The 26026-nt window shown below is 65.8% G+C and carries 19 protein-coding genes and 1 tRNA gene; 14 read left to right on the top strand and 6 right to left on the bottom strand.

Going from position 1 to position 26026, the window contains the following annotated elements:
- Positions 1-8: 8 nt before the first annotated feature.
- Genes ACZYZ4_RS10640 through ACZYZ4_RS10630 form a run of 3 tightly spaced genes read right to left on the bottom strand, consistent with a single transcriptional unit; the run spans position 9 to position 5018 of the window.
- Entirely contained in the window at positions 9-2495 is a 2487-nt protein-coding gene (locus ACZYZ4_RS10640) for a transglutaminase TgpA family protein (RefSeq protein ID WP_463860659.1), read from the bottom strand.
- Positions 2492-3895 (bottom strand): DUF58 domain-containing protein, encoded by a 1404-nt coding sequence (locus tag ACZYZ4_RS10635; RefSeq protein ID WP_463860658.1) that lies wholly within the window; start codon positions 3893-3895, stop codon positions 2492-2494. The genes ACZYZ4_RS10640 and ACZYZ4_RS10635 overlap by 4 nt, the downstream gene beginning before the upstream one ends.
- Positions 3896-3908: 13 nt before the next feature.
- Positions 3909-5018 carry an AAA family ATPase gene (locus ACZYZ4_RS10630; protein WP_463860656.1) on the bottom strand — a complete coding sequence of 370 codons (1110 nt, stop codon included), beginning with the start codon at positions 5016-5018 and terminating at the stop codon, positions 3909-3911.
- A 165-nt stretch (positions 5019-5183) separates the two neighbouring features.
- Between ACZYZ4_RS10630 and ACZYZ4_RS10625 the strand changes: the two genes are divergently transcribed.
- The 5 genes from ACZYZ4_RS10625 (at position 5184) to ACZYZ4_RS10605 (ending at position 11448) form a co-directional block, all read left to right on the top strand.
- Positions 5184-6131: a TatD family hydrolase gene (locus ACZYZ4_RS10625; protein ID WP_463860654.1), complete on the top strand. Its 948-nt coding sequence runs from the start codon at positions 5184-5186 to the stop codon at positions 6129-6131.
- A 284-nt stretch (positions 6132-6415) separates the two neighbouring features.
- The gene (locus ACZYZ4_RS10620; protein WP_463860652.1) at positions 6416-7567 is read left to right on the top strand and encodes a resuscitation-promoting factor; all 1152 of its coding nucleotides are present in this window, start codon (positions 6416-6418) and stop codon (positions 7565-7567) included.
- Between the two features lie 184 nt (positions 7568-7751).
- Positions 7752-8624: a 16S rRNA (adenine(1518)-N(6)/adenine(1519)-N(6))-dimethyltransferase RsmA gene (gene rsmA, locus ACZYZ4_RS10615; protein ID WP_463860650.1), complete on the top strand. Its 873-nt coding sequence runs from the start codon at positions 7752-7754 to the stop codon at positions 8622-8624.
- Positions 8621-9583, top strand: coding sequence for a 4-(cytidine 5'-diphospho)-2-C-methyl-D-erythritol kinase (locus ACZYZ4_RS10610; protein WP_463860648.1), 963 nt, complete (start codon positions 8621-8623; stop codon positions 9581-9583). Before rsmA ends, ACZYZ4_RS10610 begins: the two co-directional genes overlap by 4 nt.
- 38 nt (positions 9584-9621) lie before the next feature.
- On the top strand, positions 9622-11448 hold the full coding sequence (locus ACZYZ4_RS10605) for an ABC-F family ATP-binding cassette domain-containing protein (RefSeq protein ID WP_463860646.1): 1827 nt from the start codon (positions 9622-9624) through the stop codon (positions 11446-11448).
- Between the two features lie 194 nt (positions 11449-11642).
- Here ACZYZ4_RS10605 and ACZYZ4_RS10600 read toward each other — a convergent pair whose 3' ends face one another.
- Positions 11643-12287, bottom strand: coding sequence for a TetR/AcrR family transcriptional regulator (locus ACZYZ4_RS10600; RefSeq protein ID WP_463860644.1), 645 nt, complete (start codon positions 12285-12287; stop codon positions 11643-11645).
- Between the two features lie 149 nt (positions 12288-12436).
- On the opposite strand from ACZYZ4_RS10600, the gene ACZYZ4_RS10595 reads away from it, so the two are divergent.
- From ACZYZ4_RS10595 to sufU, 9 genes are all read left to right on the top strand, one after another.
- Positions 12437-12508 (top strand) — tRNA-Gln (locus ACZYZ4_RS10595).
- 109 nt (positions 12509-12617) lie between these two features.
- The gene (gene glmU / locus ACZYZ4_RS10590; protein ID WP_463860643.1) at positions 12618-14099 is read left to right on the top strand and encodes a bifunctional UDP-N-acetylglucosamine diphosphorylase/glucosamine-1-phosphate N-acetyltransferase GlmU; all 1482 of its coding nucleotides are present in this window, start codon (positions 12618-12620) and stop codon (positions 14097-14099) included.
- Positions 14099-15079 (top strand): ribose-phosphate diphosphokinase, encoded by a 981-nt coding sequence (locus tag ACZYZ4_RS10585; RefSeq protein WP_463860641.1) that lies wholly within the window; start codon positions 14099-14101, stop codon positions 15077-15079. Before glmU ends, ACZYZ4_RS10585 begins: the two co-directional genes overlap by 1 nt.
- Before the next feature lie 258 nt (positions 15080-15337).
- Positions 15338-15928: a 50S ribosomal protein L25/general stress protein Ctc gene (locus ACZYZ4_RS10580; protein WP_463860639.1), complete on the top strand. Its 591-nt coding sequence runs from the start codon at positions 15338-15340 to the stop codon at positions 15926-15928.
- A gap of 79 nt (positions 15929-16007) precedes the next feature.
- Complete coding sequence (gene pth, locus ACZYZ4_RS10575; RefSeq protein WP_463860637.1) at positions 16008-16598, top strand: aminoacyl-tRNA hydrolase; 591 nt, start codon at positions 16008-16010, stop codon at positions 16596-16598.
- A 118-nt stretch (positions 16599-16716) separates the two neighbouring features.
- Positions 16717-19455 (top strand): LuxR C-terminal-related transcriptional regulator, encoded by a 2739-nt coding sequence (locus tag ACZYZ4_RS10570; protein WP_463860635.1) that lies wholly within the window; start codon positions 16717-16719, stop codon positions 19453-19455.
- Positions 19442-22150 (top strand): helix-turn-helix transcriptional regulator, encoded by a 2709-nt coding sequence (locus tag ACZYZ4_RS10565; RefSeq protein ID WP_463860826.1) that lies wholly within the window; start codon positions 19442-19444, stop codon positions 22148-22150. Before ACZYZ4_RS10570 ends, ACZYZ4_RS10565 begins: the two co-directional genes overlap by 14 nt.
- A 435-nt stretch (positions 22151-22585) precedes the next feature.
- Entirely contained in the window at positions 22586-23911 is a 1326-nt protein-coding gene (locus tag ACZYZ4_RS10560) for a SufS family cysteine desulfurase (protein ID WP_463860633.1), read from the top strand.
- A 24-nt stretch (positions 23912-23935) separates the two neighbouring features.
- On the top strand, positions 23936-24385 hold the full coding sequence (sufU, locus tag ACZYZ4_RS10555; protein ID WP_463860631.1) for a Fe-S cluster assembly sulfur transfer protein SufU: 450 nt from the start codon (positions 23936-23938) through the stop codon (positions 24383-24385).
- A 33-nt stretch (positions 24386-24418) separates the two neighbouring features.
- On the opposite strand, the gene nhaA is transcribed toward sufU, so the two are convergent.
- Positions 24419-25732 (bottom strand): Na+/H+ antiporter NhaA, encoded by a 1314-nt coding sequence (gene nhaA / locus ACZYZ4_RS10550; protein ID WP_463860629.1) that lies wholly within the window; start codon positions 25730-25732, stop codon positions 24419-24421.
- Between the two features lie 71 nt (positions 25733-25803).
- Complete coding sequence (locus ACZYZ4_RS10545) at positions 25804-26025, bottom strand: SCO4848 family membrane protein (RefSeq protein ID WP_463860627.1); 222 nt, start codon at positions 26023-26025, stop codon at positions 25804-25806.
- Position 26026: the final 1 nt, after the last annotated feature.

The raw sequence follows: 26026 nt of genomic DNA, 5'->3' as shown, positions 1-26026 counted from the left end.
GCGAGCCGCTATTGGCTACCCCGCGGCCGGAACAAGCCGCCGCGCGCCCTCGACCAGGAGCGTGCGGCGGCTTTTGCCGTCCGGCGCGCCAGCCTGTTGAGCCCCTTGAACGGGGCAGCCAGGAGCCAGGCCCACCCTCCCAGAACCGACGGTGGGAGCCAGTCGGCACGGAGGCGTAGGGGGAGCGAGGCGTTGGCACGCAGGGACTGCTGCACCGCCGCGATGCGCGGGGCAATCGCCCCGGTCCTGCTGCGGCCGGCTATGTCCTGGACAGGTGGGCCGTAGTGCCGGCGTTCGAAGTCGGAGGTGAGGCTGCGTATGGCCTGGTGCGCGGCGTCATCCGTGCCGCCACTTTCGCCGAGCAGCGATGACTGGCGGAGCCGTGCGGAATACGTTCGGGCTGTTTCGCTGGATTCCGGTGGCAGCCCGTAGTCGGTTCCGAGGTCACGGATTTCAGCCCACGCCAGCGGAATCACGTCCTCCCGCGCCCGGTCCTCGGTGCGGAGCCGCCGGGCACGCCGCCCCATCCTCACGAGCCGTGGCGAGGCCACCAGGAGGACCAGGCCCAGCGCGGCCCCTGTCCCCAGCAGCCATGGCAGAACCCGCTGCCCGAGGTCCGCCGCACCGCCACCTGCGCCGGGGAGGGGCACGGCCGTGGCGCTTGGCGTGGGGGCCGGGGCGGTGGCGCCGGGAAGAAGGTCGTCGTTGCTTTCCAGCGAACCGGGGGAACCAGGGGTGCTGGTTTCCGTGGCGTACGCGGGTATAACACCACGCGACGGCGTGGGTTCGAAGGGCACCCACCCCAATCCCTGGAAGTAGAGTTCGGGCCAGGCGTGGGCATCCCGGGCGTCCACCTCAAACTCCGGCAGTGCACCTTGCCCGGCCACTGAAACCGTGGAACCGGTGGTGCGGCCCGGCGCGTAGCCAACCGCGATGCGGCTGGGGATACCCTCCAGGCGGGCCATCACGGCCATCGCGGACGAGTAATGGATGCAGTATCCGCTCTTCTGGGTTAGGAAATCGGCCAGCACCGAGAGTCCGTTACCGTCGTAGCCGCCCTGGACGGGTGACTGGAGCGAGTAGGTGAACTCCCCTGAGCGAAGGTACCTCTGGATGGCCATGGCCTTGGCGAAGGGTGTGTCACCGGAAGCCGTCACCGCGTCAGCCGTGCTGCGGACGATGTCCGGGACGTTGCCGGGAACCCTGGTGAAGTCGGCAGGGATTCCCCGCACGGCCTGCGACGACTGTTGGAGCAGGGCGGCCGTGAGCTTTGGCGCCGAGGACACCACAATGTATTGCTGTGCCCGCGAGGTGGTGTTGGATCCCTTGACGGCCAGGGTGGCCGGGTCCCATGTCCAGGCACCGTTGAGCCCACGGATTGATTCGGGGGCGTAAGGCAATGGCAGGTACGGGCTGGTGAACGTGCCCGTATCCATAGCAGTCACCTGGCGGAGCTGCTCCCCGGCGACGATCTCGTAGCCCGTCTCAAGCTGTCCGGCCACGGGGCGGCGCTCTGCGTCCCGGTCATCAGGTCCCCAGGATTCGCCGTCGAAATTGTCAACAGTGACGGACCGCAGATACAGCGGCCCCGCCGCATTGGTGGCATAAGTGATCCGACCGCTTCCTGCCGGTGCCCGCAGGCTGTTTCCCAAGGTAATCATGGGGTTCAAGCCGGTGCCGGCGCCCCAAGGGTTCAGCCGGGAGCCCTGCGGAAACGTGCCGTGGTCGAAACCGGGGATGGCCGCCGGTCCCGCCAGGGTTGCCACCAGTGCCACGGTTCCGGTCAGCACGGCCCGCCGGAGCTGGCCGGGATTCCGGCCGCTGTCGGCTGATGTGCGGGAATCCGGCGCAAACCACTGGCTGCACGCGAGGATCAGAAGGTACCCGGCCACCGTGGCAATAAAGCCCCAAACCCCCACACTTTGGGGCTTCACGGTGGCGGGGACTACCAGGATGGCCAGCAGGCCCAGCCCGGTTGTTGCCGGCATGCCAAGGGGCACGGCCAGCGCATCAATGAGGATGACTGTCAGGCCCAGGGCTGCGCAGCTGACCATAACGATTCCTGCGTTTGGAGCCACCGGGGCACTTTCCGCAAGGACGGTCTCGCTCGCCCTGCGGATGAACCTGTCCACTTCGGCCAGAGTTGCCCCGGATGGGATGAAACCGGCAATGCCCGTGCTCCGGAAGAATGTCAGTGTGAGAATCGCGATCAGGGACCCGAAGCCGCCGGCCGCCACCACGAGTGGCTGGGCCCGCAGGGCGCGGAGCGTGGCGATGGACAGGCAGACCACCACTACCGTGGTCAAGATGGGCAAGTACCAGGCCCAACCGCGCAGGACGCCGTTGAGGGAAATCGCGGCGCCGGCCACGGACAAGGCGACGGCACCGGCCATGGCCCAGGGGTGCGCCCCGACCCGCGTCCATGCGGGGACCTGTCCCGGGGTGCCCGTGGCTGCCCGCTCGCGGGACGCGTGGCGTTCCGGTGCCAGCGTCACCGCCCCACCCCCGCTCCGCGGCGCACGTCTGCCGCTGCCGTGGCGGGCGCAGCACCAACCTGGTCGAAGTGGGTCCAGGCGTCCGGGACTGAAACCGAGGCTGGCACCGCCGCTGCCCTCCAGCCGCCCCGGCGGAGGGTCTCCAAAGAGTCCTCGGAATCCGCCGGCCTGTCGGAAACGATGATGGCGAAGGCATTTGCGCCGTAACCCGCCGCCGGAGCGAGGGCTCTGGCCTCGCTCGGAGAGATCCTGCCGAGCAAAGCAATAAGGGGCCCCCGCATCCGGTGGGCCGAGAGTTTGTCCATCAGGTGATCGTCGAAAACAGCCGGTCCGGCATCCTGGCCACCGGCGTCCCGGGCAGCGTGGTGCGGACCGGAGAGCTGGATGGCAGCGAGGCTTTCGGCGATCGACTTGAGCCCGGACACTCCGCTGAACTCTTCCGCCTCCGGTTCCGGCGCAGACGGGGAACGGAGGAACGCGGGTTCGCCGCGGGGGTCCAGGAGGCGGAGAGCATAGTTCCGCTCCGAGAGGTGCGTGCAGATGGAGATCGCGGCCACCACGGCCCACTCGAACGTGCCGCTGGTGATCATTTCGTGGCCGTCCACGGCCGCATTGCCCCCGAAACCGGAGCCGTGACCCCCGGAATACGCCGCGAACCGTTGGTCCAGGATGAGGGTGGCCTCCGGCGTCGTGACGGATTCCTCCTGGCGCACCATCAGGGCGCCGTGGTGGGCGGTCGCTGCCCAGTGCACCCTGCGCATGGGATCGCCCGGGCGGTATTCGCGGGTCATGACGTCATCGTCGCTGGGGTTGGCGCGGGTACGGGTTGCTGTGATGCCGTCGTTGCCGCGGGCTCCCGCGAGACCCGTCACGGGAAGCTCGACGGCGGCGGGCGTCACGGTGAGCGTGTCGCCGTCGTCAATTGACCGCCGGTGCAGGGACAACCCGAACGGATCAGTGAACTCGGCTGATACCGGGCCGATCAGGTACTGTCCGCGTTTGGTGGAGCGCAAGTGGTATTCGTACCTGCTGGTCCCGCCCTTGGCTGAGCGGGCGGGAAAATGGAAGGCCGGGGATTCGCCGAACCGTGGCGGCAGCCGTTCCTCCATGATCGCCCGGCCGCCACCGGAACCGGTCCGCGCCACGGCGAGCCGCACTGTGGTGGCGGCGGAGGTCTCCACCGGGGACGGGGTGAACTCGCGGTAAACCTGGAACCGGGGCTTGAGGAGCCTGATTCCGGCGAGCGAAACCAGGGGAAGGACGATGAGCAGGACACTCAGGCTCAGCAGGTCCCGCCGCCCCATGATCTGCGCAGACAACAGGCAGACGGCGCCGGCGGCCAGGAGCCCCCAGCCGCGCTGGCTGAACAGGTGTCGGGGCAGTCGGTCACGCAGCGCCATGTGACAGCCCTGCCTAGTGGTTCCGGCGCAATCCGGCCGGCGGGGCCGATGACCGGGCCGGGTTGTTCACGGGGTCCTGGTTCACCGGGAGCCGGGTGAGAACGCCCCGGATGACGCTGTGCGGGGTCTCGCCGGCGCCGGCCGCCTTGCGGTCCAGGATGATGCGGTGGGCCAGCACGGATTCCGCCACGCTTACGACGTCGTCGGGCAGCACAAAATCACGGCCGTCCAGGGCCGCCGTGGCCTTCGCAGCCCGGAGCAGCTGGAGCATGGAGCGTGGGCTGGCGCCCAGCCGGAGCAGGGGGCTTTCGCGCGTGGCGCGGCCTACGGAGACGGTGTATTCCTTGACGGCCTGGGATACGTAAACCTGCTGGACCGTGGCGATCATCGCTGCGACGTCCGCCGCGGTGACCACAGCGGAGACACTGGCCAACGGGGAGGTTGCCTGATGAGTCTCCAGCATTTCGATCTCGGAGTCCTTGTCCGGATAGCCCATGGAAATCCGCGCCATAAACCGGTCCCGCTGGGCCTCGGGAAGGGGATAGGTGCCTTCCATCTCGATCGGGTTCTGGGTGGCCACCACCATGAACGGTTCGTCGAGTTTGTACGAGTCCCCGTCCACGGTCACCTGGTGTTCCTCCATGCACTCCAGGAGGGCGGATTGGGTCTTGGCGGACGCGCGGTTGATTTCATCGCCAATGACGATGTTGGCGAACACGGCACCCGGGCGGAACTCGAACAGCCGCGACGCCTGGTTGTAGATGGACACGCCCGTCACGTCGGAGGGCAGCAGATCGGGAGTAAACTGGATGCGGCTGACCGTGCAGTCGATGCTCCGTGCGAGGGTTTTGGCCAGGAGTGTCTTGCCCACACCTGGCACGTCCTCCAGGAGCAGATGGCCCTGGGCCAGCAGCACGGTCAGGGCGAGCCTGGCCGCATCCGACTTTCCGTCGATGACTGTGTTGATCGAGGCCAGGATGCGATGGCTGGCCGAGTGGAATGCTTCGGCGTCCATGGCGGCTGCCTTGTGACCGTTGAGGTGGCCCGCCTGCTCCGTCACGGCGGTAAAGCTCCGGCTGGCAGGGGTTACCTCATTGACGGCGGTGCGGCGGTGGGAGTCCATCTGCAACCTTTCAGCCCGGGGATCACCCGGAACGGGACAGCAGGCCTGCCTTCGCCCTGGCGGTGGGCGTTCGCATCTGTTCTAACCAGCCTACTAACATAACTGCCCTGGCTGACAGTGCGTTCCGGGAATTCTGCGGGGATCCGCCGCCGCTAGGCTTGAGGGATGTGCAATTCGCTGATTCCCGCCGCCTACCGTGCCGCCGGGGCGGGCCCTGCAGATGCCGCCCACACCGGCGCCGGCGCCGCAGCCGGCGCCGCAGCAGGAGCCGGGCGGCAGGCTCGGCAGGACTATCCGCCGGCGCCCGAGCCGCTGCCGGTCCCAGTGATGGACAACCATACGCACCTGGATTTCCCGGACGGCGGGAGTCCCGTGGGCATCGCCGCGGCGATGGATGCGGCCCAGGCCGTCGGAGTGCAGGGAGCTGTCCAGGTGGGCTGCGACCTGGAGTCCTCCCGGTTCACGGTCCGCGCCGTTGACCTGGACAGCAGGTTGCTGGGGGCAGTGGCACTGCACCCCAACGACGCCCCGGACTATGCCAGGCGCGGCGAGCTGGAGGATGCGCTGACGGAGATTGAGCGACTGGCCGCTCATCCCCGGATCAGGGCCATCGGCGAGACCGGCCTTGATTTCTTCCGCACCGAAGGGGAAGGCCTGGCCCACCAGCGCTATTCGTTCCGGCGGCATATCGATATTGCCAAGCGCCTGGACCTGACGCTGCAGATCCATGACCGCGACGCGCACGACGACGTTGTGCAGGTCCTGCGCGAGGAGGGGGCCCCGGAGCGGGTGGTGTTTCATTGCTTCTCGGGTGATGAGGCGCTCGCCAGGATCTGCAACGCCGCGGGCTGGAACATGTCCTTTGCCGGCACACTGACCTTTAAGAATGCGGCTAACCTCCGCGCCGCGCTGGCGGTGGCAGACCCGGACCTGGTGCTGGTGGAAACAGACGCTCCGTTCCTGACTCCGCATCCGCACCGCGGCCGTCCCAACGCCTGCTACATGGTGCCGTACACCGTCCGCGCCATGGCCGAAGTGACAGGAACTGACCTCGCGGAGCTCTGCACCCGGATTAGCGAAAATACCGTGCGGGCGTACGGTTCGTGGGACTGATTTGGGCCTCGGCGGATCATTCGATACGCATACCTCGTATGTAAAATTCTTGGCCGCTTTATAACGCTACGGTTACAGTGGAGAACTATTAGCCGGGGTCGGGGAAGGCCTTCGGATAATTTCACTTCATTCGCAGCAGGACCAAGCTGGGCTTTCGTGCCCCTTGTCTGCCGCGCACGGAGTGTGGCGGCGCAACGGTGCCCGGAGCTGTCCCCAGGGTCACGCGCCGGCTATTTCACTGCGTTTTTCCCCGTGCCCGGACGGATCTAAAGTTACGGGCAATCGTGGTCAAGCTCTTCACAACGGACGGCAAGTTCAGTTTTATCAAGGTCGGCACCCAACTTGTGGTGCTGTGCGCGCTGGTGTTGGGCCTCGTGGCCTTCGTCGGAAATAACAAAACCGTTACCCTCAATGTCGACGGAAAAGTGACGTCGGTCCAGTCCTTCGGCGGCACCGTGGGCCAGGTAGTAAAAAGCGCCAACGTAGAACTGAAGCCGGCTGACCGCCTCTCGCCCTCGGCGGACGCCAAAGTGGAGCACGGCACCGTGATCAACGTCAACATGGCCAAGGCCGTGAAAGTCAGCCTGGACGGTTCTGAAAAGACCGTCAACACAACGGCGCCGGATGTTGCAGGCCTCGTCACCGAACTCGGAGTGGCCAGCGCCTCCTCCGTTTCCGTCCCGAAGGAAGCCCAGCTCGCGGTGGCCGGGTCCTTTGTCTCCATCTCCACGCCCAAGACCGTCAGCATTGTCGCAGACGGCAAGGCCGCCACGGCCACCACCACCGCGGGGACCGTCGCCCAGGTGCTGGAAGACGCAGGCATCACCCTCGGCGTCGACGACCGCACTTCCCAGCCCGGAAACGCGCACGTGGTCAACAACATGGTGGTTAAGGTCTCCCGGGTGGATACCAGCCAGACCGCGGCCACTACCGAAGATGTTGCTTTCGACAGCATGACCACTGAGAGCGCTGAGCTTCTCAAGGGCGAGAAAGAGGTCACCCAGGCCGGCGTGGCCGGCAAGGTGGACAAGAGCTACAAACTGGTGATGGTGGATGGCCGTGAAGCCTCGCGGACCCTGGTCTCCGAAACTGTTTCCGTGCAGCCCGTGACTGAAAAGGTCACGGTAGGCACCAAGGCAAAGCCAGCAGCCGCCGCCGGAACAAACACCGGCGCCGCGGCCCCGGCAATGATGAACGAGGCCATGTGGGACAAGATCGCCCAGTGTGAGTCCACCGGAAACTGGTCCATCAACTCGGGCAACGGCTACTACGGCGGCCTCCAGTTCGACATCCAGACCTGGACCGGCTCGGGCGGCGGCGCCTACGCCCCCAACGCCAGCCTCGCCACCAAGGCGCAGCAGATCGACATCGCCAACCGCGTGTACGCACAGCGTGGCCTGCAGCCGTGGGGCTGTGGCTGGGCCGCTACGAGCTAGGCAGCAATGAGCACCTGCGCTGGCGGCAGCTGACCACAGCCGCCAGGCAAGCAGAAGGCAGCGGCCGGTCCCGGATTGTCCCGGGGCCGGCCGCTGCCGTTAAGCGGAAACGCACACCGCGTAACACGCATGATCCGCCCGGAAAGCGGATGGCCCGTCACAGCGGCCGGGATAGGATACCTAGGTGACTGAACCGACTGCCGCCGCGCCCGCACCCCTCTTTGGTGCCTCCGACATACGCCGGCTGGCCGAAGAAATCGGTATCCGGCCCACCAAGACACTGGGCCAGAACTTTGTCATCGATGGCAACACCATCCGCCGGATCGTCTCGGTTGCCAACATCGGGCCCACAGAGACCGTGCTGGAAGTTGGGCCCGGCCTTGGTTCGCTCACCCTGGGCCTGCTGGACGCCGCGCAGACGGTGGTCGCCGTCGAAATCGACCCTGTCCTGGCAGCGAAGCTGCCCGAAACCGTCAAGGCCTGGCGGCCTGAAGCGGCGGGCGCTTTCCACCTGGTCCAAGCGGACGCCATGAAGGTGACGTCCCTCCCTGTTGAGCCCACCGCCATCGTGGCAAACCTGCCCTACAACGTGGCCGTGCCGGTGGTGCTGCACCTGCTCCAGCACTTTCCCAGCCTGCAGCACGGTCTGGTCATGGTCCAGGACGAGGTTGCCGACAGGCTGGCCGCGGGGCCAGGATCAAAGACCTACGGGGTGCCCTCCGTAAAGGCTGCCTGGTACAGCAGCATGCGCAAGGCCGGGGTGATCGGGATGAACGTCTTCTGGCCTGCGCCGAAGATCCAGTCCGGACTTGTGGCCTTCACGCGGCGGGAACCGCCTGAAACAACTGCCACCCGTGAGCAGGTGTTCGCCGTGATCGACGCCGCCTTCGCCCAGCGCCGGAAAACGCTGCGGGCTGCCCTGGCCGGCTGGGCCGGCGGAGCACCCGAAGCCGAGCGCTGCCTCATCTCCGCCGGAGTGGCGCCATCGGCCCGGGGCGAAGTCCTTGACATCCACGCCTTCGCCCGGATTGCCGAAGCCCGAGAGGCCGGGTCGTGAAGGCACCCGCCGGGAAGTTTCCCGCACGGACGGTACGGGTGAAGGCGCCAGGCAAGGTCAACGTTTCCCTGGACGTGGGACCTTTGCGCGCGGACGGCTACCACTCCGTTGCCAGCGTCTACCTGGCCGTTTCCCTCTATGAGGAAGTGGCTGCCACCAGTACGGAGGCGCCTGGGATCACCGTCAGCATCAGCCCTGAGAGCACGTTGGACCTGGACGGCGTGGATGTTCCGCTGGATGGAAAGAACCTGGCCTACAAGGCCGCAGCCATCATGGCCGATGTCTCCGAGCATTCCACCGGAGTGCACCTTGAAATCACCAAACGGGTCCCCGTTGCCGGGGGCATGGGCGGCGGCTCGGCCGACGCCGCAGCCACCCTGCTGGCCTGCGATGCGCTATGGAACAGCGGGCTGTCGCGGGACGAGTTGGCACATCTGGCCGCCGAATTGGGTGCCGATGTCCCTTTCTCCCTCCTCGGTGGAACCGCCGTCGGGCTCGGCGTTGGCGACGACCTATCGCCGGCCCTGGCCAAAGCCCAAACCGACTGGGTCCTCGTGGCAGCGGACTATGGACTGCCCACCCCCGAGGTCTTCCGCACCCTGGACCGGCTCCGCGAGGCCGAAGGGCTGGACATCGCCGAGCCCACGGCCGTGGATCCCAAGATCCTGCAGGCGCTGCGGAGCGGGGACGCCCATGCCCTGAGCCGGGTCCTGGTGAACGATCTCCAGCGGGCCTCCATTGAACTTGCCCCCGCGCTCCGCGATACGCTGGGAATCGGCGAGTCCCACGGCGCCATCGCCGGGATTGTCTCCGGTTCCGGACCGACCGTGGCACTGTTGACGCATAGTCCGACAGCAGCCGAAAGCCTGGCCGAGGACCTGCGGCACTACGGTCTGACAGCATTGGCTGTCCACGGGCCAGTGCCCGGCGCGCGCATCATCTCCGATACCCTCCTTTAAGAGCCCCTTTCCTTACTGAGCAGCAGAAAGCAGTCCCCTTGGCACACCTTCTTGGCGGCGAAAACCTCACGGTTTCGTACGCAACGCGCACCGTCCTGGACGGCATCACCCTCGGACTCGAGGAAGGTGACAGGATCGGCATGGTGGGCCGGAACGGCGACGGCAAATCCACACTGATGCGCCTGCTGGCCATGCGCTCAACCCCGGACTCCGGCCGGGTGACCAAGCGCAGCGAAGTCAACATCGGTTACCTGGACCAGAGCGACGTGCTCGACGGCGACCTCACCGTCGGCGCGGCGATCGTCGGCGACCAGGCCGACTACGAATGGGCCCGCAACCCCCAGATCCGCGAAGTCATGGGCGGCCTGGTGTCCGACGTCGACTGGCATGCCAACGTCCACGCCCTCTCCGGCGGGCAGAAGCGGCGCGTGGCGCTGGCCAAGCTGCTGATCGAGGACCATGACGTCATCATGCTCGACGAACCGACCAACCACCTCGACGTCGAAGGTGTCGCCTGGCTGTCCAGGCACCTGAAGACCCGGTGGCGGGCCAACCAGGGCGCCTTTCTGGTGGTCACTCACGACCGCTGGTTCCTGGACGAAGTCTGCACCAAGACGTGGGAAATCCACGACGGCATCATGGACCCGTTCGACGGCGGCTACGCGGCCTACGTCCTGGCCCGTGCCGAGCGTGACCGCTCAGCCTCCGTGGTGGAAAGCAAGCGCCAGCAGCTCGTTAAAAAGGAGCTCGCCTGGCTGCGCCGCGGCGCTCCGGCCCGCACAGCCAAGCCGAAATTCCGTATCGAGGCCGCCAACGCCCTCATCGCCGACGTCCCCGAGCCGCGCGACTCCACAGCCCTGAGCAAGATGGCCACCGCCCGTCTCGGCAAGGACGTCCTGGACCTTGAGAACGTCTCTCTGGACTTCCTCGGCGGCGACCCCGGACAGAAACTCTTCGACAACATCACGCTGCGGCTTGCCCCCGGTGAGAGGCTTGGCCTCGTGGGCGTCAACGGCGCCGGCAAGACCACTCTGCTGAAACTCCTCAACGGCCAAATTGAGCCGTCATCCGGCAAGGTCAAGCGCGGCAAGACCGTGGTCACCGCCGTGCTGACCCAGGAGGTCAAAGAGCTCGACGACGTCTCGGACCTGCGCGTTATCGAAGTCATCGAGCGTGAAAAGCGGTCCTTTAACGTGGGCGGCAAGGAGTTCACGGCGGGCCAGCTGGTGGAGCAGCTCGGCTTCACCAACGAAAAGCAGTGGACCCCGGTCAGGGATCTGTCCGGTGGTGAGCGCCGGCGCCTCCAACTGCTGCGCCTGTTGGTGGGGGAGCCGAACGTGCTGATGCTCGATGAGCCCACCAACGATCTCGATACCGACACCCTCGCCGCCGTCGAAGACGTCCTTGACGGCTGGCCGGGCACGCTCGTTGTGGTCAGCCACGACCGCTACCTGCTGGAGCGCGTGACGGACCACCAGATGGCTCTGCTGGGTGACGGCAAAATCCGCGCCCTGCCGCGCGGCGTGGACCAGTACTTGGAACTCCGCGAAGGGGCTCTTGCCGGCTCCACCATCACCGGCGGCGGCAACCCCGTCACCGGTCCGAGTGGCAGCTCCGCCCCCGCGGCTTCCGGCTCCTCTGAAGCCGAAAAGCGCGACGCCCGGAAGGCCAAGAACCGGATCGAGCGCCAGCTGGGCAAACTGGAGCAGCAGGAAAAGAAGATTCACGACCAGATGGTCAAGAGCACCGCAGAATCCGACTTCGACGCCCTCGCCGACCAGAACAAAAAACTCAAAGACCTCGCCGCCGACCGCGAAGCCCTGGAAGTCGAATGGATGGAAGCCCTGGAAGTCCTCGGCGAGTAGCCCTGCGCGGGGTGCGGCTTGGGTGCCGGAGCCGGCCCTTCCGCGTCGCTTAGACACAGCAAATAGGGAGCCCAGCGACCGTAGCGTCACCTATGTGCCGTGTCTAAGCGACGGCGGAGGGCCACTGCGCCGCGTAGGTGACCACAAGCGCTCGCGAACGCAACCCTACGGCCCTTCTCTCGCGCAGAGGTGGCTTAAGTGTCCGTCCGCTCTGAATCTTCGGTGCGGAGTTCCGGGTCTTTTTGGAGGCCGGTGAGGCCGTTCCAGGCGAGGTTGACCAGGTGCGCGGCCACGGTGTGTTTGTCGGGCTGGCGGCTGTCCTGCCACCATTGGCCGGTCATGGCCACCATGCCCACGAGCATCTGGGCGTACATGGCGCCGTCCTGGGCGCTGAAGCCGCGGCGGTGGAATTCGTCGGACAGGATGTGTTCCACGCGGGCCGTAACTTGGGATAGCAGGGTGGAGAAGGCGCCTTCGGGCTGCGACGGCGGTGCGTCCCGCATCAGGATCCGGAAGCCCTCCGCCCGGTCCTCGATGTAGGTGAGCAGGGCCAGGGCGGCGCGTTCCACCAGGACCCTTGGTTTGCCTTCTTCGGTCAGGGCAGCGGTGATCGAGTCCAGCAGGATGTGGAACTCGAAGTCCACCACCTGCGTGTAGAGGCCTTCCTTGGAGCCGAAATGTTCGTAGATCACGGGCTTGGAAACACCGGCGCAGGCCGCGATTTCCTCAATGGTGGTCCCGTCGAGCCCGCGCGCGGCAAAAAGGCCACGGCCGACGTTGATCAGCTGGCTGCGCCGCTGCACGCCTGTCATCCGTGTCCGGGGTGGGTTATTGCTCACATTTCCATCATGCCCTAGCGCCGCTGAAACAGTTGGAACCGGTAGCGGTGCAGGGGCCAGGCTGCCGTGATTCCTGCCAATGTCGCGGGCTGCCCTGAAGCCATGGCAAAATAAATACTTGTGCCTTGGCCTTTGCGCCTGTGGCATGGTCCGCCCTGGTGTAATGGCAGCACCCCGGCCTTTGGAGCCGTGGAGTATAGGTTCGAATCCTATGGGCGGAACTGCTGTGCGAAGACCGTCCAGTAGGATGAACTCGGTGCCCCGCCAGCGATTTGGCCGGGCAGGCACCGCACCCAGCGCAACGCGCAACCAAGCAAGGAGAACCCGTACGTGATCCCCGAGACTACCGGCCCAGCCGCCGTCATTGTTCTGGCAGCAGGCGCCGGTACCCGGATGAAATCCCGTACCCCGAAGATCCTGCACGAAATCGGCGGCCGGTCCATGGTGGGCCACGCCCTCCTGGCAGCCCGCAGCATTAATCCCGGACGGCTGGCCCTGGTGGTCCGCCACGAGCGGGATCTGGTTGCCCGCCACCTGAACGAGCTGGACCCCGAAGCCCTGATCGTGGACCAGGACGACGTCCCCGGCACCGGCCGCGCCGTTGAGGTGGCCGTGCAAGCACTGGACGCCCAAGAAAAACTCGCAGGCACCGTAGTGGTCACTTACGGCGATGTTCCGCTCCTGACCGGCAGCCTGTTGGCGGACCTGGTGGCCACGCATGAGCGGGAGTCCAACGCCGTCACCGTGCTCACCGCGCTGCTGGCTGACGCCACGGGCTACGGACGCATTCTCCGCGGTGATGACAGCTCCGTGACCGGCATCCGCGAGCACAAGGATGCAACGGAAGCCGAACGCCTGATCCGCGAGGTCAATTCCGGCATCTACGCCTTCGACGCCGATGTCCTGCGTGACGCGCTGGTCCACATCACCACTGACAATTCGCAGGGCGAAAAGTACCTCACCGACGTGCTGGGCCTCGCGCGGCAGTCGGGCGGCCGGGTTGCCGCCGTCGTCACCGAAGACCGCTGGCAGGTGGAGGGCGCCAATGACCGCGTGCAGCTCTCCGCCCTCGGCGCGGAACTGAACCGCCGCACCGTTGAAGCCTGGATGCGCGCCGGGGTCACCGTAGTTGACCCCGCCACCACCTGGATCGATTCCACCGTCAGCCTGGACGAGGACGTCCGCATCCTGCCGAACACGCAGCTGCACGGAGCCACCACCGTGGCGAGGGACGCCGTCGTCGGCCCCGACTCCACCCTGGCCGATGTCCGCATCGGCGAGGGCGCCAAGGTGACCCGCACACACGGCTCCGGTGCGGTGATCGGCGCGGACGCCGCCGTCGGCCCCTTCACGTACCTGCGTCCCGGCACCGTGCTCGGCGACGCCGGCAAGATCGGTGCGTTCTACGAAACCAAGAACGTCACGATTGGCCGCGGCTCCAAACTTTCCCACCTCGGCTACGCCGGCGACGCCGAAATCGGCGAGGACACCAACATTGGCTGCGGCAACATCACGGCCAATTACGACGGCGAGAAGAAGCACCGCACGGTGATCGGCTCGGGCGTCCGCACAGGTTCCAATACGGTCTTTGTTGCACCGGTCACTGTGGGGGACGGTGCCTACAGCGGCGCCGGCGCGGTGATCCGCAAGGACGTCCCGGCCGGGGCGCTCGTCTTGTCCGTTGCAGCCCAGCGCAACGCCGAGGGCTGGGTTGTGGCCAACCGCCCTGGCTCACGCTCGGCTGAACTGGCGCAGGCGGCCGCCGCAGATTCCTCACATACCCCAGCATCGACAGAAGAGGACCAGCAATAATGAGCGAAATTACGGCACACGGCGAGAAGAAGCTGGTGCTTGCCGCTGGGCGGGCGCACCCCGAACTGGCGCGGGAAATCGCCAAGGAGCTGGGTACCGAGCTGCTGCCCGTGGATGCCTACGACTTCGCCAACGGGGAGATTTACGTCCGCGCCGGCGAAAGCGTCCGGGGAACCGACGCGTTCGTCATCCAGGCGCACCCTGCACCGCTGAACAACCACCTCATGGAACAGCTGATCATGATCGATTCGCTGAAGCGGGCCTCCGCCAAGCGCATCACCGTGGTGTCCCCGTTCTACCCGTATGCACGGCAGGACAAGAAGGGCCGCGGCCGCGAACCGATTTCCGCCCGCCTGGTGGCGGACCTGTACAAGACCGCCGGCGCCGACCGCATCATGAGCGTTGACCTGCACACCTCGCAGATCCAGGGCTTCTTCGACGGGCCCGTGGACCACCTCATGGCCATCCCCCTCCTGGCCGACTACATCCGCACCCGCGTCGCCGCGGACAACGTCACCGTGGTGTCCCCGGACACCGGCCGGGTGCGCGTCGCGGAGCAGTGGGCCGAACGCCTAGGCGGAGCGCCGCTGGCATTTGTGCACAAGAGCCGTGACCTCACCGTTCCCAACCAGGCCGTTTCCAAGACCGTCGTGGGCCAGATCGAGGGCCGGACCTGCGTCCTCATCGATGACATGATCGACACCGGCGGCACCATTTCCGGGGCGGTCCAGGTCCTGAAGAACGCCGGGGCGAAGGACGTCATCATCGCCGCGACGCACGCTGTCTTCTCCGAGCCTGCGGCACAGCGGCTGTCCGAATCCGGCGCCCGCGAAGTGGTGGTCACCAATACGTTGCCCCTCACTGCCAATCAGCAGTTCCCGCAGCTGACGGTGCTGTCCATCGCACCGCTGATCGCCCGCGCCATCCGCGAAGTGTTCGACGACGGTTCGGTCACCAGCCTGTTCGACGGCAACGCCTGATACTTTACGCTTTTGGTGGTTGAGCCTGTTTCGCTAGGCTCAACCACCGCCGTTTTCAGTAATTGGGCCCCGCGCTGGTAAGCTTTTTGACGATACCTTGGCGAGGGAGAGCATCCGGGCAACCGGACTGCAGGTCTCCGTTATCGACTGGGTCTGAATCTCCCTTCTGGAAGGGCCGCCTCAGGGCCGCCCGGCGTTGAAGGTCGTAACAGACCTCCGCCCTTGCTGAACACCTTTTAGTCTTCCGAGGAGATACACATGTCTGAGCAGAAGCTCGCAGCAGAAGTCCGCACCGAATTCGGCAAGGGCTTTGCCCGCCGCGCACGCATGGCCAACCTGATCCCCGCCGTCATCTACGGCCACGGCGCCGAGCCGATCCACATCACGCTTCCGGCCAAGGCCACCACGCTGGCAGTCCGCAAAGCCAACGCCCTGTTGTCCCTGGACGTCAACGGCGAAGAGCACCTGGCCTTGGTCAAGGACGTCCAGCGCGACCCCATCAAGCAGATCATCGAGCACATCGACCTGCTGACCGTCATCAAGGGCGAGAAGGTCACCGTGGACATCCCGGTCCACATCGTTGGCGAACTGGCTCCGGGCAGCGTCTTCAACCAGGAACTCACCGTCATCTCCCTTGAGGCCGAGGCAACCCACCTGCCGACCGCCATTGAGGTCGACATCGAGGGCCGCTCCGCCGGACAGCACATCCACGCTTCCGACCTGGTCCTGCCGAAGGGTTCGGTCCTGCTGGCCGACGCCGACGCACTGGTTGTCCACATCTCCGAGGCCACTGAAGTCTCTGACGAAGAGGCACAGGCTGACTCCGCAGCCTCAGTCGCAGCCGAGTAACAACGGCACAGTTTGATTTGTGGCCGGGCCCTGTCGGGGTCCGGCCACAGCCATGTCCGGACCACCTTAGGATTGAATAATGACTGACACCTGGCTGATCGTTGGCCTCGGAAACCCCGGGGCCGAATACAAGGGCAACCGGCACAACGTCGGCCAGATGGTCCTGGACGAACTCGCGGGCCGGATAGGCGGCAAGTTCAAAACCCACAAGGCACGCGCGCAGGTGCTCGAAGGGCGGCTGGGGATCGGCGGCCCCCGGGTGGTGCTGTCCAAGCCGATGTGCTACATGAACGTTTCCGGCGGCCCGGTGGCCGGCCTGGCGAACTTTTATGGCATTGATCCGGACCATGTTGTTGCGGTGCATGATGAGATTGATATCCCATTCAACACCGTAAAGCTGAAATGCGGTGGCGGCGAGGGCGGCCACAACGGCCTCAGGGACATGTCCAAGGCGCTGGCCACCAAGGAATACCTGCGGGTACGGGTGGGTGTGGGCCGCCCGCCAGGTCGGATGGACACCGCAGACTATGTCCTGCGCGATTTTGGCACTGCAGAGAGCAAGGACCTTCCGTTCTTGCTCGACGAGGCGGCTGATGCCGTGGAAATGCTTGTCAGAGACGGACTGACCGCGGCCCAGCAGAAGTTCCATCCGGCCAGGTCGGACGTTTAGCAATTGAACTTAAAACCGCCTGTCCCTGTTTACCTGCGTGTGCCAAGGGGTAGTGTTCTTCCTAAGCGGGGGGGCGATGGAGCTTATCCCGCTTTAGTGGGATGTAGGGGACAAGTTCATGTCAATCGAGCCACTCAGCTGGGGATTTGGGTCACCGCTCAACGACGTTGAGCCGCGCGCGGACACTGCTGGCATAGCAGAGCCGCAGCGATGGTCCGTGCCTGCGCGGAGCGCCAACCTCGAAGCGGTCCGTACCGCCCTGACCGGCCTCGACTCCCTGGGAGTCGTCATCACCGGCGGACGCGGCGTCGGCAAGTCATCTTTGGCCAGGACAGCCGTCTCCGACCTGGGCCCGGATATCTGCACGTTGCAGCTGCGCAGCGCCCCGTCGTCCGGCACAACGCCCTACGGTTGCCTCGCCTTCCTGCTGGCGCGGCTTCCCCAGGCGTACATGGGTTCGCCCACAGCCATCCTTCGCGGCATTACCTCCCTCATCAAAAGCGATGCCGCGGGGCGCCAGTGTGTCATCACCCTGGACACCGCCGGCAGTATTGATGACATGAGCGCCGGTGTCCTGCTCAACATCCTCCTGACCGGGACCGCCCGCATGGTGGCCGTGGCACCCATGATCAGTGACCTTCCGGCCGACTTCCACTGGCTCCTCAACGACCGACGGCTCACCGAGGTCAGGCTGGACAACCTCAATGAGCTGCAGACCCGCCAAGTGCTGCTTTCCCTGCTGGGCCACCGCGTCTCCGCCTCCCTGGTCAGCACCTTCCACACCATGGTTGGCGGCAACCCACTGCTCCTGAAGGCGCTTGTAACCGAGCAGCAGCATTCGGGGAACCTGGTTCTATCCGACTCCGTCTGGACACTTCGGGACAAGGTGGTGCTTGACGGCGCGGCCAGCCTTGACGACATCGTACGGTCCCAGTGGACCCGGAAGTCTCCGGCGGAGCGGGATGTCATCGAGATGCTCTCCTGCGCCCGCAGCGTGGAACTGTCCAGGCTGACCGCCGTCTACGGTGCCGGTGTGGTGGCGGACATGGAGGATTCGGGCCTGCTGGAGATCGACGCTTCGGACAACCGGTGGGTTTCACTGCGTGAAAAGTACCTCGGCGACGTTGTCCGCTCCTGGCTCAGCATCACTCGGCGAAGGGAGCTGCGGAGCCTGCTTCTGGGCGGCAAGGAACCTGACCCTGCCGCGATGACGGTGGAAGAGTTGATGGCGTTCGGCGCCTGGACCCAGGAATGCGAGGCCGAGTTAAGTCCGGCCATGGCGCTGGCCGCTGCCGAAGCCGCAGTGCAGCTCTTTGATCCTCATGTTGCCCTCAAGTATGCCGCCACACTGAAGCGGAATGATCCTCAATGGGTGCCTGCCCAGCGGCAGAAGGCTGCAGCGTACCTGCTCATGGACCTCTCGGTGCAGGCAATGGCGGCACTGGACGATATTTCCCAGCCGCAGCTGGACAACCTGGACGTTGAGGAGTTCGCCCGGGTGGTCGCGGCCAAATCACGGGTCATGGTCTGGCTCCCCGAACACACCGCCCGCGTGCCGGCGCTGCTGCAGACGGCACGGGAGCGGCTGGGCGTGGCGCCAGGAATCGCGAAGGGTTGGCCGGAGCCCCTGGCTGCTGCGGCCAACCGGATCAGCCTAAGCGAATTCGAGTACCAGGCCTTCGTGGGGGACTATGCCTCCGCCTTACCGGCGCTGGAAGCCGCTGCGGACCCGGGGCAGAATCCGGACACCTGGTTCAGGATGAACTCAGCAGTCATCCTTATGAGCGCGCTGTCCATGACCGGGCGGGAAATGGACGCCCTGAGCCTGATGAGGCAGCTGGGCGGGCAGATCTCGGATGCCGCCGAGATCGTGGGGCTGCGTGAGAAGTTCGCCGGCCGGGCGTACAACGTGCTACTGATGGCAGGGCAGTGGCGCCGGTGCATCGACCTCCTGGATCCGCCTTCCGCGCGCGAGTTCCACCGGCTCCCTTACCGGAGCGCCGCCGCGGAGCTCGCGGCCGGCATCGCCTACGTGTACTCGGGCCGCGGTGCCGTGGCCCTTGATTCGCTGCTCTCGGCCGCTGCACAGCTGGAGCTGCGGCCCGTTCAGAGCATGCTCCGCGCCGCCTACGCTGCCATCGCCTTCGCATATGCGCAGACCGGCAATGCCGGGCAGTCCCGGAAGTATCTTGACAGGCTGCAGCGGACAGCAGGTGCCGCTGACCATGCCACCCGGAGCCGCACTGAATTCTGTGCTGATATGGCCGCCCGTTGGCTGGGGGACAGTGACGCAGCCACCCGCCTCAAACAGTCTGCCCGCCGTGACATCGCAGCAGGCACGTTCACCCTTGCCGGGATCAGCCTTCTCGGAGCCACGGTCAACGGCACGGAAGCGGACTTCCGGCTGATGGAACAAGTAGCCGAGCACCGCCAGGGCCCCTTGGCTGAAATTTCGCGGCTGATCGCCGTGGGCAGCCGGACCCGCGACGCCAAAACGTTGCTTGCCGGCGGGGAACTGGCGGCCACCCTGGAACTGGATGCGGTTGAGGCCCGTTGTATGGCGCTGGCCGTTGACTATGCCCGGCAGGCCGGTGACTCGGTCTCCGCCAGAACCGCACAGGCTCGGCTGGACATCCTCGCAGCGACCGTGGCAAGCCTGCCGATCGTACCGAGCAGCGGCAGCCCGCTCCTGACCGCCAGGGAGAGGCAGATCGCGCGACTGGCCGGCCGGGGCGTGTCCAACCGTGACATTGCCGAGGAAATGGGCGTGTCCGTGCGCACTGTGGAAGGTCACCTTTACCAGGTCTTTACCAAGCTCGGAGTAACGTCCAGGGGTGATCTGACTGGACTCGTCTAACGGCTACGTAGCCAAACCGAGACAGCTCACGGGCCGGCGTGAACCGCTGGAGCGGATCTGCAACATCATCCGCAGCCGCACGAGCCAGGCAGTGTTCCTCATGGCGGGCCCGGGCATCGGAAAGTCAACGCTGACCGAGGCCATCACCGAGCGGCTTGCCCAGGAGATGATCATTGTTCAGATCCACGGAAGCTCGTCGCTGTCCGGCGTTCCCTTTGGAGTCTTGGCGCCCTACACGGCGGAGCTGACGGCCGAGGACTCCGTGTCTCCGGTGGCTGTGCTGCGGTCCGTGTGGAGGTACTTTGAGAAGCTGAAAGCCGGCAAGGATACCCCGTTGCTTCTGGTGATGGATGACGCCCATCACTTGGACGAGGCAACGGCCAGCATTGTGGCCGACATGATCTCCGCCGGCTGGGCCACTGTGCTTGCTGCCGGCAGGCCGCGGCCCGGGCTGCCGCAGCCGCTCGCGCAGCTCTGGTATGACGGCCTGGCTGACCGTGTGGATCTTCATCCCATGAACCGGGAGCAGATCGAGGAAGTCCTCTCCCATGCACTTGATGGAACAGTCCCGTCCGGAACCATTGACACTATCTGGGGTGCGTCCGGCGGAAATCCGCGGATTCTTGATGCCTTGCTGCACGATGCCGCAGAGCGGGGCGAACTCGCAAAGCGGAACGGGATCTGGATGCTGTTGGGCCCCTTGCCTGCCGACGGACCCAGGCTCACCGAGGTGGTGGTGAAGGACATGCTCCGCCGCAGCCCGGACGAGCAGGAAGTGCTGAAACTTGTCGCCCTCGCCGGGCCCGTGAGCCGGAAGGTGATCGAGGATATCTTTGGCGCCGAAGTGGTGCGCACGCTGCTGGACCAGCAGATGATGGTCGAAAGTTCCGGCATTCCGGCCGATCTCCGGATCTGGAACTCCGTGTTCGGCGAGGCGCTCCGCACCAGCATCTCGGTGTCCCGGAGCCTGCAGCTGCTTGAAAAGATCCGGGATCAGCTGGGAACCGCGCCCGAAGGGTCTGAAGGCAGGATGAGGGCCGTGGAATGGGCCCTCGAATGTGGATTGAAAATATCCGATCCCGAGCTGCTCGAGGCCGCTGGCACCGCCTTGGTCCACTCCAGGAACCGGAGCAGCCGGACGATGGCGGCAAAGGTCGCGGACCCGGACCTCGTGCCACAGGCACAGGCTGTCCAGGCAAGGGCCCTATTCAATGAAGGCGACTTCGATGGTGCGGCCAAGCTCCTGGATGGATGCTGGCTGCAGCTGGGGAAGGGTCCCTGGGCTGTCCCGGTCCTGATGCTCAGGGCCATGGCACACCAGGCTTTGGGAACACCGCTGGCAATATTCGCAGCCGATTCCCGCGAAGCGCTTCAGAGTGCAGGCGCCATGACGGCTGGCCCGGTTGCTGTGCCGCCGGATTCCCAACAGGCACCCGGTGCTCCAGCCAAGCTCTGGCAGGAGTGCTTGCTTCGCCTGTTGGAACTTGGCGAAGCCGGCAACCACCAGGCCTTGGAGGCCGAGGTCCAGGAACTTCGGAGCAGCCGCACCGGCGATGCCACGGAGGACGCCCTGCGTGCTGTGGGACTCGCGCTGCTGGCCCATTCGCTCGCCTCGGCCGGACGTGCTGCCCAGGGCTTGGACACCGGATTGCTGGCGGCCTCGGAACTTCCCGCCCTGCAGGGCGGCGTGTTCTTCTTCAACGAATTTGTCCTTGGCCGCCTGGTGGCAGATTACCTGGCCATGGGGGAGTGGGACTCGGCGGAACGGGCATTGGCGAACTACGCCGCCGGACAGCCGCGGGGTGTCGCATATTTCGGCGGCAGCCTCGAGGTACTCCGTGGCTATTCGTTGCTGCGGCAGGGGCGGATGGAACGCGCCTACCAAACGCTGTTGCCGGCTGTGGAGACCTTGCGGCTCAACGATCCGTTGCGGATGTTCCGGTTTGGTTCCGGGCTGGCGTTTTATGTAGCGGCGAGGCTCGGTGACGCCGCCCAGGCAGGCCGGCTTGAGCTGGATTACAAGGATTCACCGCAGGGCTCCACCGGCTTCGGACTCCTTGCAACAGCCTACGCCGCAGCAGGTTCGGAGTATGTGGCGCATGACGGAAAAGGCCTGGCGTCCCTCCACACCCTGGCCACCACGCCCGAGGTGACCACCCGGGCCGGGACACTTCTGGAACTTTTGGCTCTCTGCTGGGACCTGGGCGATCATTCCGTGATCCCTATGGTCCACTCCCTGGCCGGGAGCGTTGAAGGCCGCTGGGCCGCTGCAATGCTCACCCTGGCGGGGCATTGGGAGTCCGCGGACGCAGATTCCATCATGGACACGGCGGCCATGCTTGAAGGTGAGGGATTCGTCAACCTTGCGCGGGAAGCCTACGCGCGGTCGAGCACCGTCCTTGAGAGCTCCGGGGAGCGTCGGCGGGCCCGTCAGGCGGTGGCCCTGCGGGAGAAGTGTGACCACGAACTGGGCGAGCGGTTCCGGGAAGGCCACTTCATCGCCGCAGCACCCAGCGTGCACCTCACGCGCCGGGAACAGGACATCGTAGAGCTCGCTGTGCAGGGTCTCACCGACAGGGAAATCGCACAAAGGCTCATGGTATCCGTGCGTACTGTGGAGGGCCACCTCTATCGCACGTACGTCAAACTCGGCGTGCGGAGCCGCGACGAACTGGCTTCAGCCCTTCCGCACTAGGCCTGCGTGCGGAACCCTGCGTGCGGACGCCGTGCGTGCGGAACCCTGTGTACGGACGTCCAGATACGCGTAGCCGCGGGGCCTAACCCGTAGCCCAGGCGCAAAAAAGTAGAGTACTGCCTACTCGTGTGCGTGGCTTCCGCGTGCGATTGACTTAGTGCGGCAGGAAAACGCGGAGCCACCAGAACCGCGGACCGGCCAACAGAGTTTTCAGGCCTCTTTTTGACGTAAGCTTCCAGCCCCAGGGGCTGGATCGAAACGGGGCCGGCGACGTCGGAGTCTTCTGAGACCGAGGCTCTCCCCCCAGCCGTCGCCGGCCCTCACTTCCGCGGGCTGAAGCCCGGAGCTGCTGTGGCGGTTGCCCATCGGGCCGCCGCCACAGTGGTGTTGTGGGACAATTGAGTGTCAATCCATTGGCATCTCAAGGAGTTAGCTTTGGCCCTAGTATCAACGCCTGCCACGCTGGAACGCGCAGTGCCGGCCATGGATAACGCCGAAGTCCTCAGGATTCGAAACGACTTCCCCGTTCTTGGCCAGTTGGTGAACGGCCAGCCCCTGGTGTACCTCGATTCGGGCGCCACCTCGCAAAACCCTTCGAGTGTCATCGAAGCTGAGCAGGAGTTTTACGAACAGCGCAACGCTGCCGTGCACCGCGGGGCCCACTACCTTGCCGTGGAAGCAACAGAGGTTTTCGAGGATGCCCGCCAGACCATAGCGGACTTCATCGGTGCCGACTACGCGGAAACGGTATGGATCTCCAACGCCACCGAAGGCCTGAATCTGGTCAGCTACGCGCTGTCCAACGCCTCGCTGTGGGCGGCGCAGGGGCGCGGTGACGCCCGGCTGATCGACCTCGCTGTGGGCCCCGGTGACCAGATCGTGGTGACCGAAATGGAGCACCATGCCAACCTGATCCCTTGGCAGGAACTGGCGTTCCGCACCGGCGCCACCCTGCGCTACATCCCCATCGACGACGCCGGGGCCCTGCGGCTGGACATTGCGGCCGAGATACTGGGACGCAAAACCAAGGTCCTTGCCTTCACCCACGCCTCCAACGTGCTGGGCACGATTAATCCCGTGCAGGAACTGGTCGCGCTGGGGCGGCAGGCCGGAGCCTTGGTGGTCCTGGACGCCTGCCAGTCCGCGCCGCACCTGCCGTTGAACGTCAAGGAGTTGGACGTAGACTTCGCCGTTTTCTCCGGCCACAAGATGCTGGCGCCTACCGGAATCGGCGTTCTCTACGGCAAGCGGGACATCCTGGACGTGCTGCCGCCGTTCCTCACCGGCGGCTCCATGATCACCACCGTGACCATGGAACGGGCCGAGTACCTGCCCGCGCCGCAGCGCTTCGAAGCCGGCACCCAGCGCATCTCGCAGGCCGTTGCCCTGGCCGCCGCAGCCAACTACCTCACGGAAACCGGCCTGGACCGCGTGCACCGCTGGGAATCGGAGCTCGGCCAACGGATGGTGGCGGGACTGGAGTCCATTCCCGGCATCCGCGTCTTGGGGCCCGCAGCAGGACAGGAACGGATCGGTCTTGCCGCGTTCGACGTTGACGGTGTGCACGCGCACGACGTGGGGCAGTTCCTGGATTCCCGGGGCATCGCCGTCCGCGTGGGTCACCATTGCGCCCAGCCGCTGCATCGCCGCCTGGGCCTGACCGCAACCACCAGGGCAAGCGCCTACCTGTACAACACCACCAACGACATCGACGCCTTCCTGGAATCCGTCGCCGGAGTCCGCTCCTACTTCCGCGTCTAGCGGGATCACCGAAGGTAACCCACCATGAGCCTTGACCAGCTGTATCAGCAGATCATCCTTGACCATTCCAAGGCCCGCCACGGCAGTGGCCTGGCGGGCGTCGCCGCGCCGGCGGGGGCATCCACGGGCCAGTCCCACCAGCTCAACCCGGTCTGCGGCGACGAAGTCACGCTGCGGGTGGCCGTGGAAGACGGCAAGGTGGCGCAGATTTCCTGGGACGGCGAAGGGTGTTCCATCTCGATGGCATCGGCGTCGGTCCTTAGCGAGCTCGCGGAGGGAATGACCGTGGACGAACTCCACGCCGTCATTGGCAGCTTCCGCGAAGTGCTCCGCTCGCGTGGGAAGATCCCCGCCGATCCCGAGATCCTGGGCGACGCCGCGGCTTTCGAGGGTGTCGCCCGCTACGCCGCGCGCGTTAAGTGCGCCATGATTTCCTGGGTGGCTGCCGAGGACGCCCTGAACCAGGCAGCCTAGGCCGCACGGGCTGCCGAGGCCGGTCCGCGGCCGTCAGTCCCGGCGCTCGAAAACGTCAGGGACGCCGTCGCCGTCAGCATCGCGCCGTTCCGCCAGCTCCACGGCGCGGTAATGCCGGTTCCGCAGCCGGAGCACCACGGCGGCGAGCAGGGCGGCAACCAGTGATCCGGTGAGGATGGCCACCTTCGCGTGGTCATCGTGGGTCGAGCCAGCACCGAAGCTCAGCTCGCCGATCAGCAGCGACACCGTGAAGCCCACTCCGGCCAACAGCGCAAGGCCCGCAACATCGATCCAGGCGAGGCCGTCGTCGAGCTTTGCCCTGGTGGTCTTAGTGATCAGGTAAGTAGTGCCGAACACGCCAATCGTCTTGCCGGCCACCAAAGCAGCCACAATTCCCACCGCCACCGGATCCGCCAGGGCCGACCGGAAGCCGTCGAGGCCGCCCACGGCAACTCCGGCGGAAAAGAAGGCGAAGACCGGGACGGCGAAACCTGCCGAAAGCGGGCGGAGCCGGTGTTCCAGGGACTCAGCCATACCGGAACCCGTTTCACCGCGTTTCCGCGACGCCAGCACTGGCACGGCAAACGCCAGCAGTACGCCGGCCACCGTAGCGTGGATACCGGAAGCGTGCACGAGTCCCCAAGTGGCGGCGGCCAGCGGCAGCAACAGGTACCAGCTACGGACCCTCCTCTGGGCCAGCAGGGTAAACAGCCCCAGAGGAACCAGCGCCGCCAACAAGAAGAGCGGCTGCAGTCCGGACGAGTAGAAGAAAGCGATGATGCCGATGGCCAGCAGGTCATCCACTACGGCCAAGGTCAGCAGGAAGGTCCGGAGGGCAGCAGGCAGATGGGTGTTGATAACGGCCAGGACGGCCAGGGCAAAGGCAATGTCGGTGGCTGTGGGAATTGCCCAACCCCGCAGGCTCTCAGCGCCCTGGCCCAAGTTCAACAGGGTGTAAATCAGGGCCGGAACTGCAACCCCTCCCACGGCAGCCGCCACCGGAACCACCGCCTTGGACACCTTGCGGAGCTCACCGGAGACAAACTCCCGCTTGAGTTCCAGGCCGGCCAGGAAGAAAAAGATAGCCAGGAGACCGTCCGACGCCCAATGCCCCAGGGAGAGCCGGAGGTGCCAGGGCTCGTAGCCGATTTTCAGCTCCCTCAGCGCGAAGTAGCCCTCAGCCGCCGGCGAGTTGGCCCAGAGGAGGGCCGCTGCGGTGGCCAGCAACAGGAGGGCACCGCCGGCTGTTTCCAGCCTGAGGATCTCTGAGATCCGCAGGAATTCAGGGTAGCTTGAGCGGCTGAGGACCTTAGCAGCGAAGGTAGGGCGGGAGAGGCGCTTGGCCATGGGTGGCTCCTGGAATTAAGGGGTCAGCAAAACTGTTGCCGACCAGACTTCCCGGCGCACCTGTGACCAGCCTACCCGAGCAGGCCCATAACCCCGATCACGGCGGTGGCAGCTCCCAGCACCATGGAGATGCTGACCAGCACCACGTGGACGGTGAGGAACTTTGTGGCCTTGCCGGAGGCGTCCTGCGCCCTTGGGTCCTTCATCACGCGGCGCAGGAACTGCGGCCAGACCACCAGGGACCAGACGCCGGCGATGATCAGCAGACAGGCCGCAAACAGGGGGAGCTGCATG

The organism is Pseudarthrobacter adonitolis, from assembly GCF_055412845.1.
This window is presented reverse-complemented; position numbering and strand designations above follow the sequence as displayed.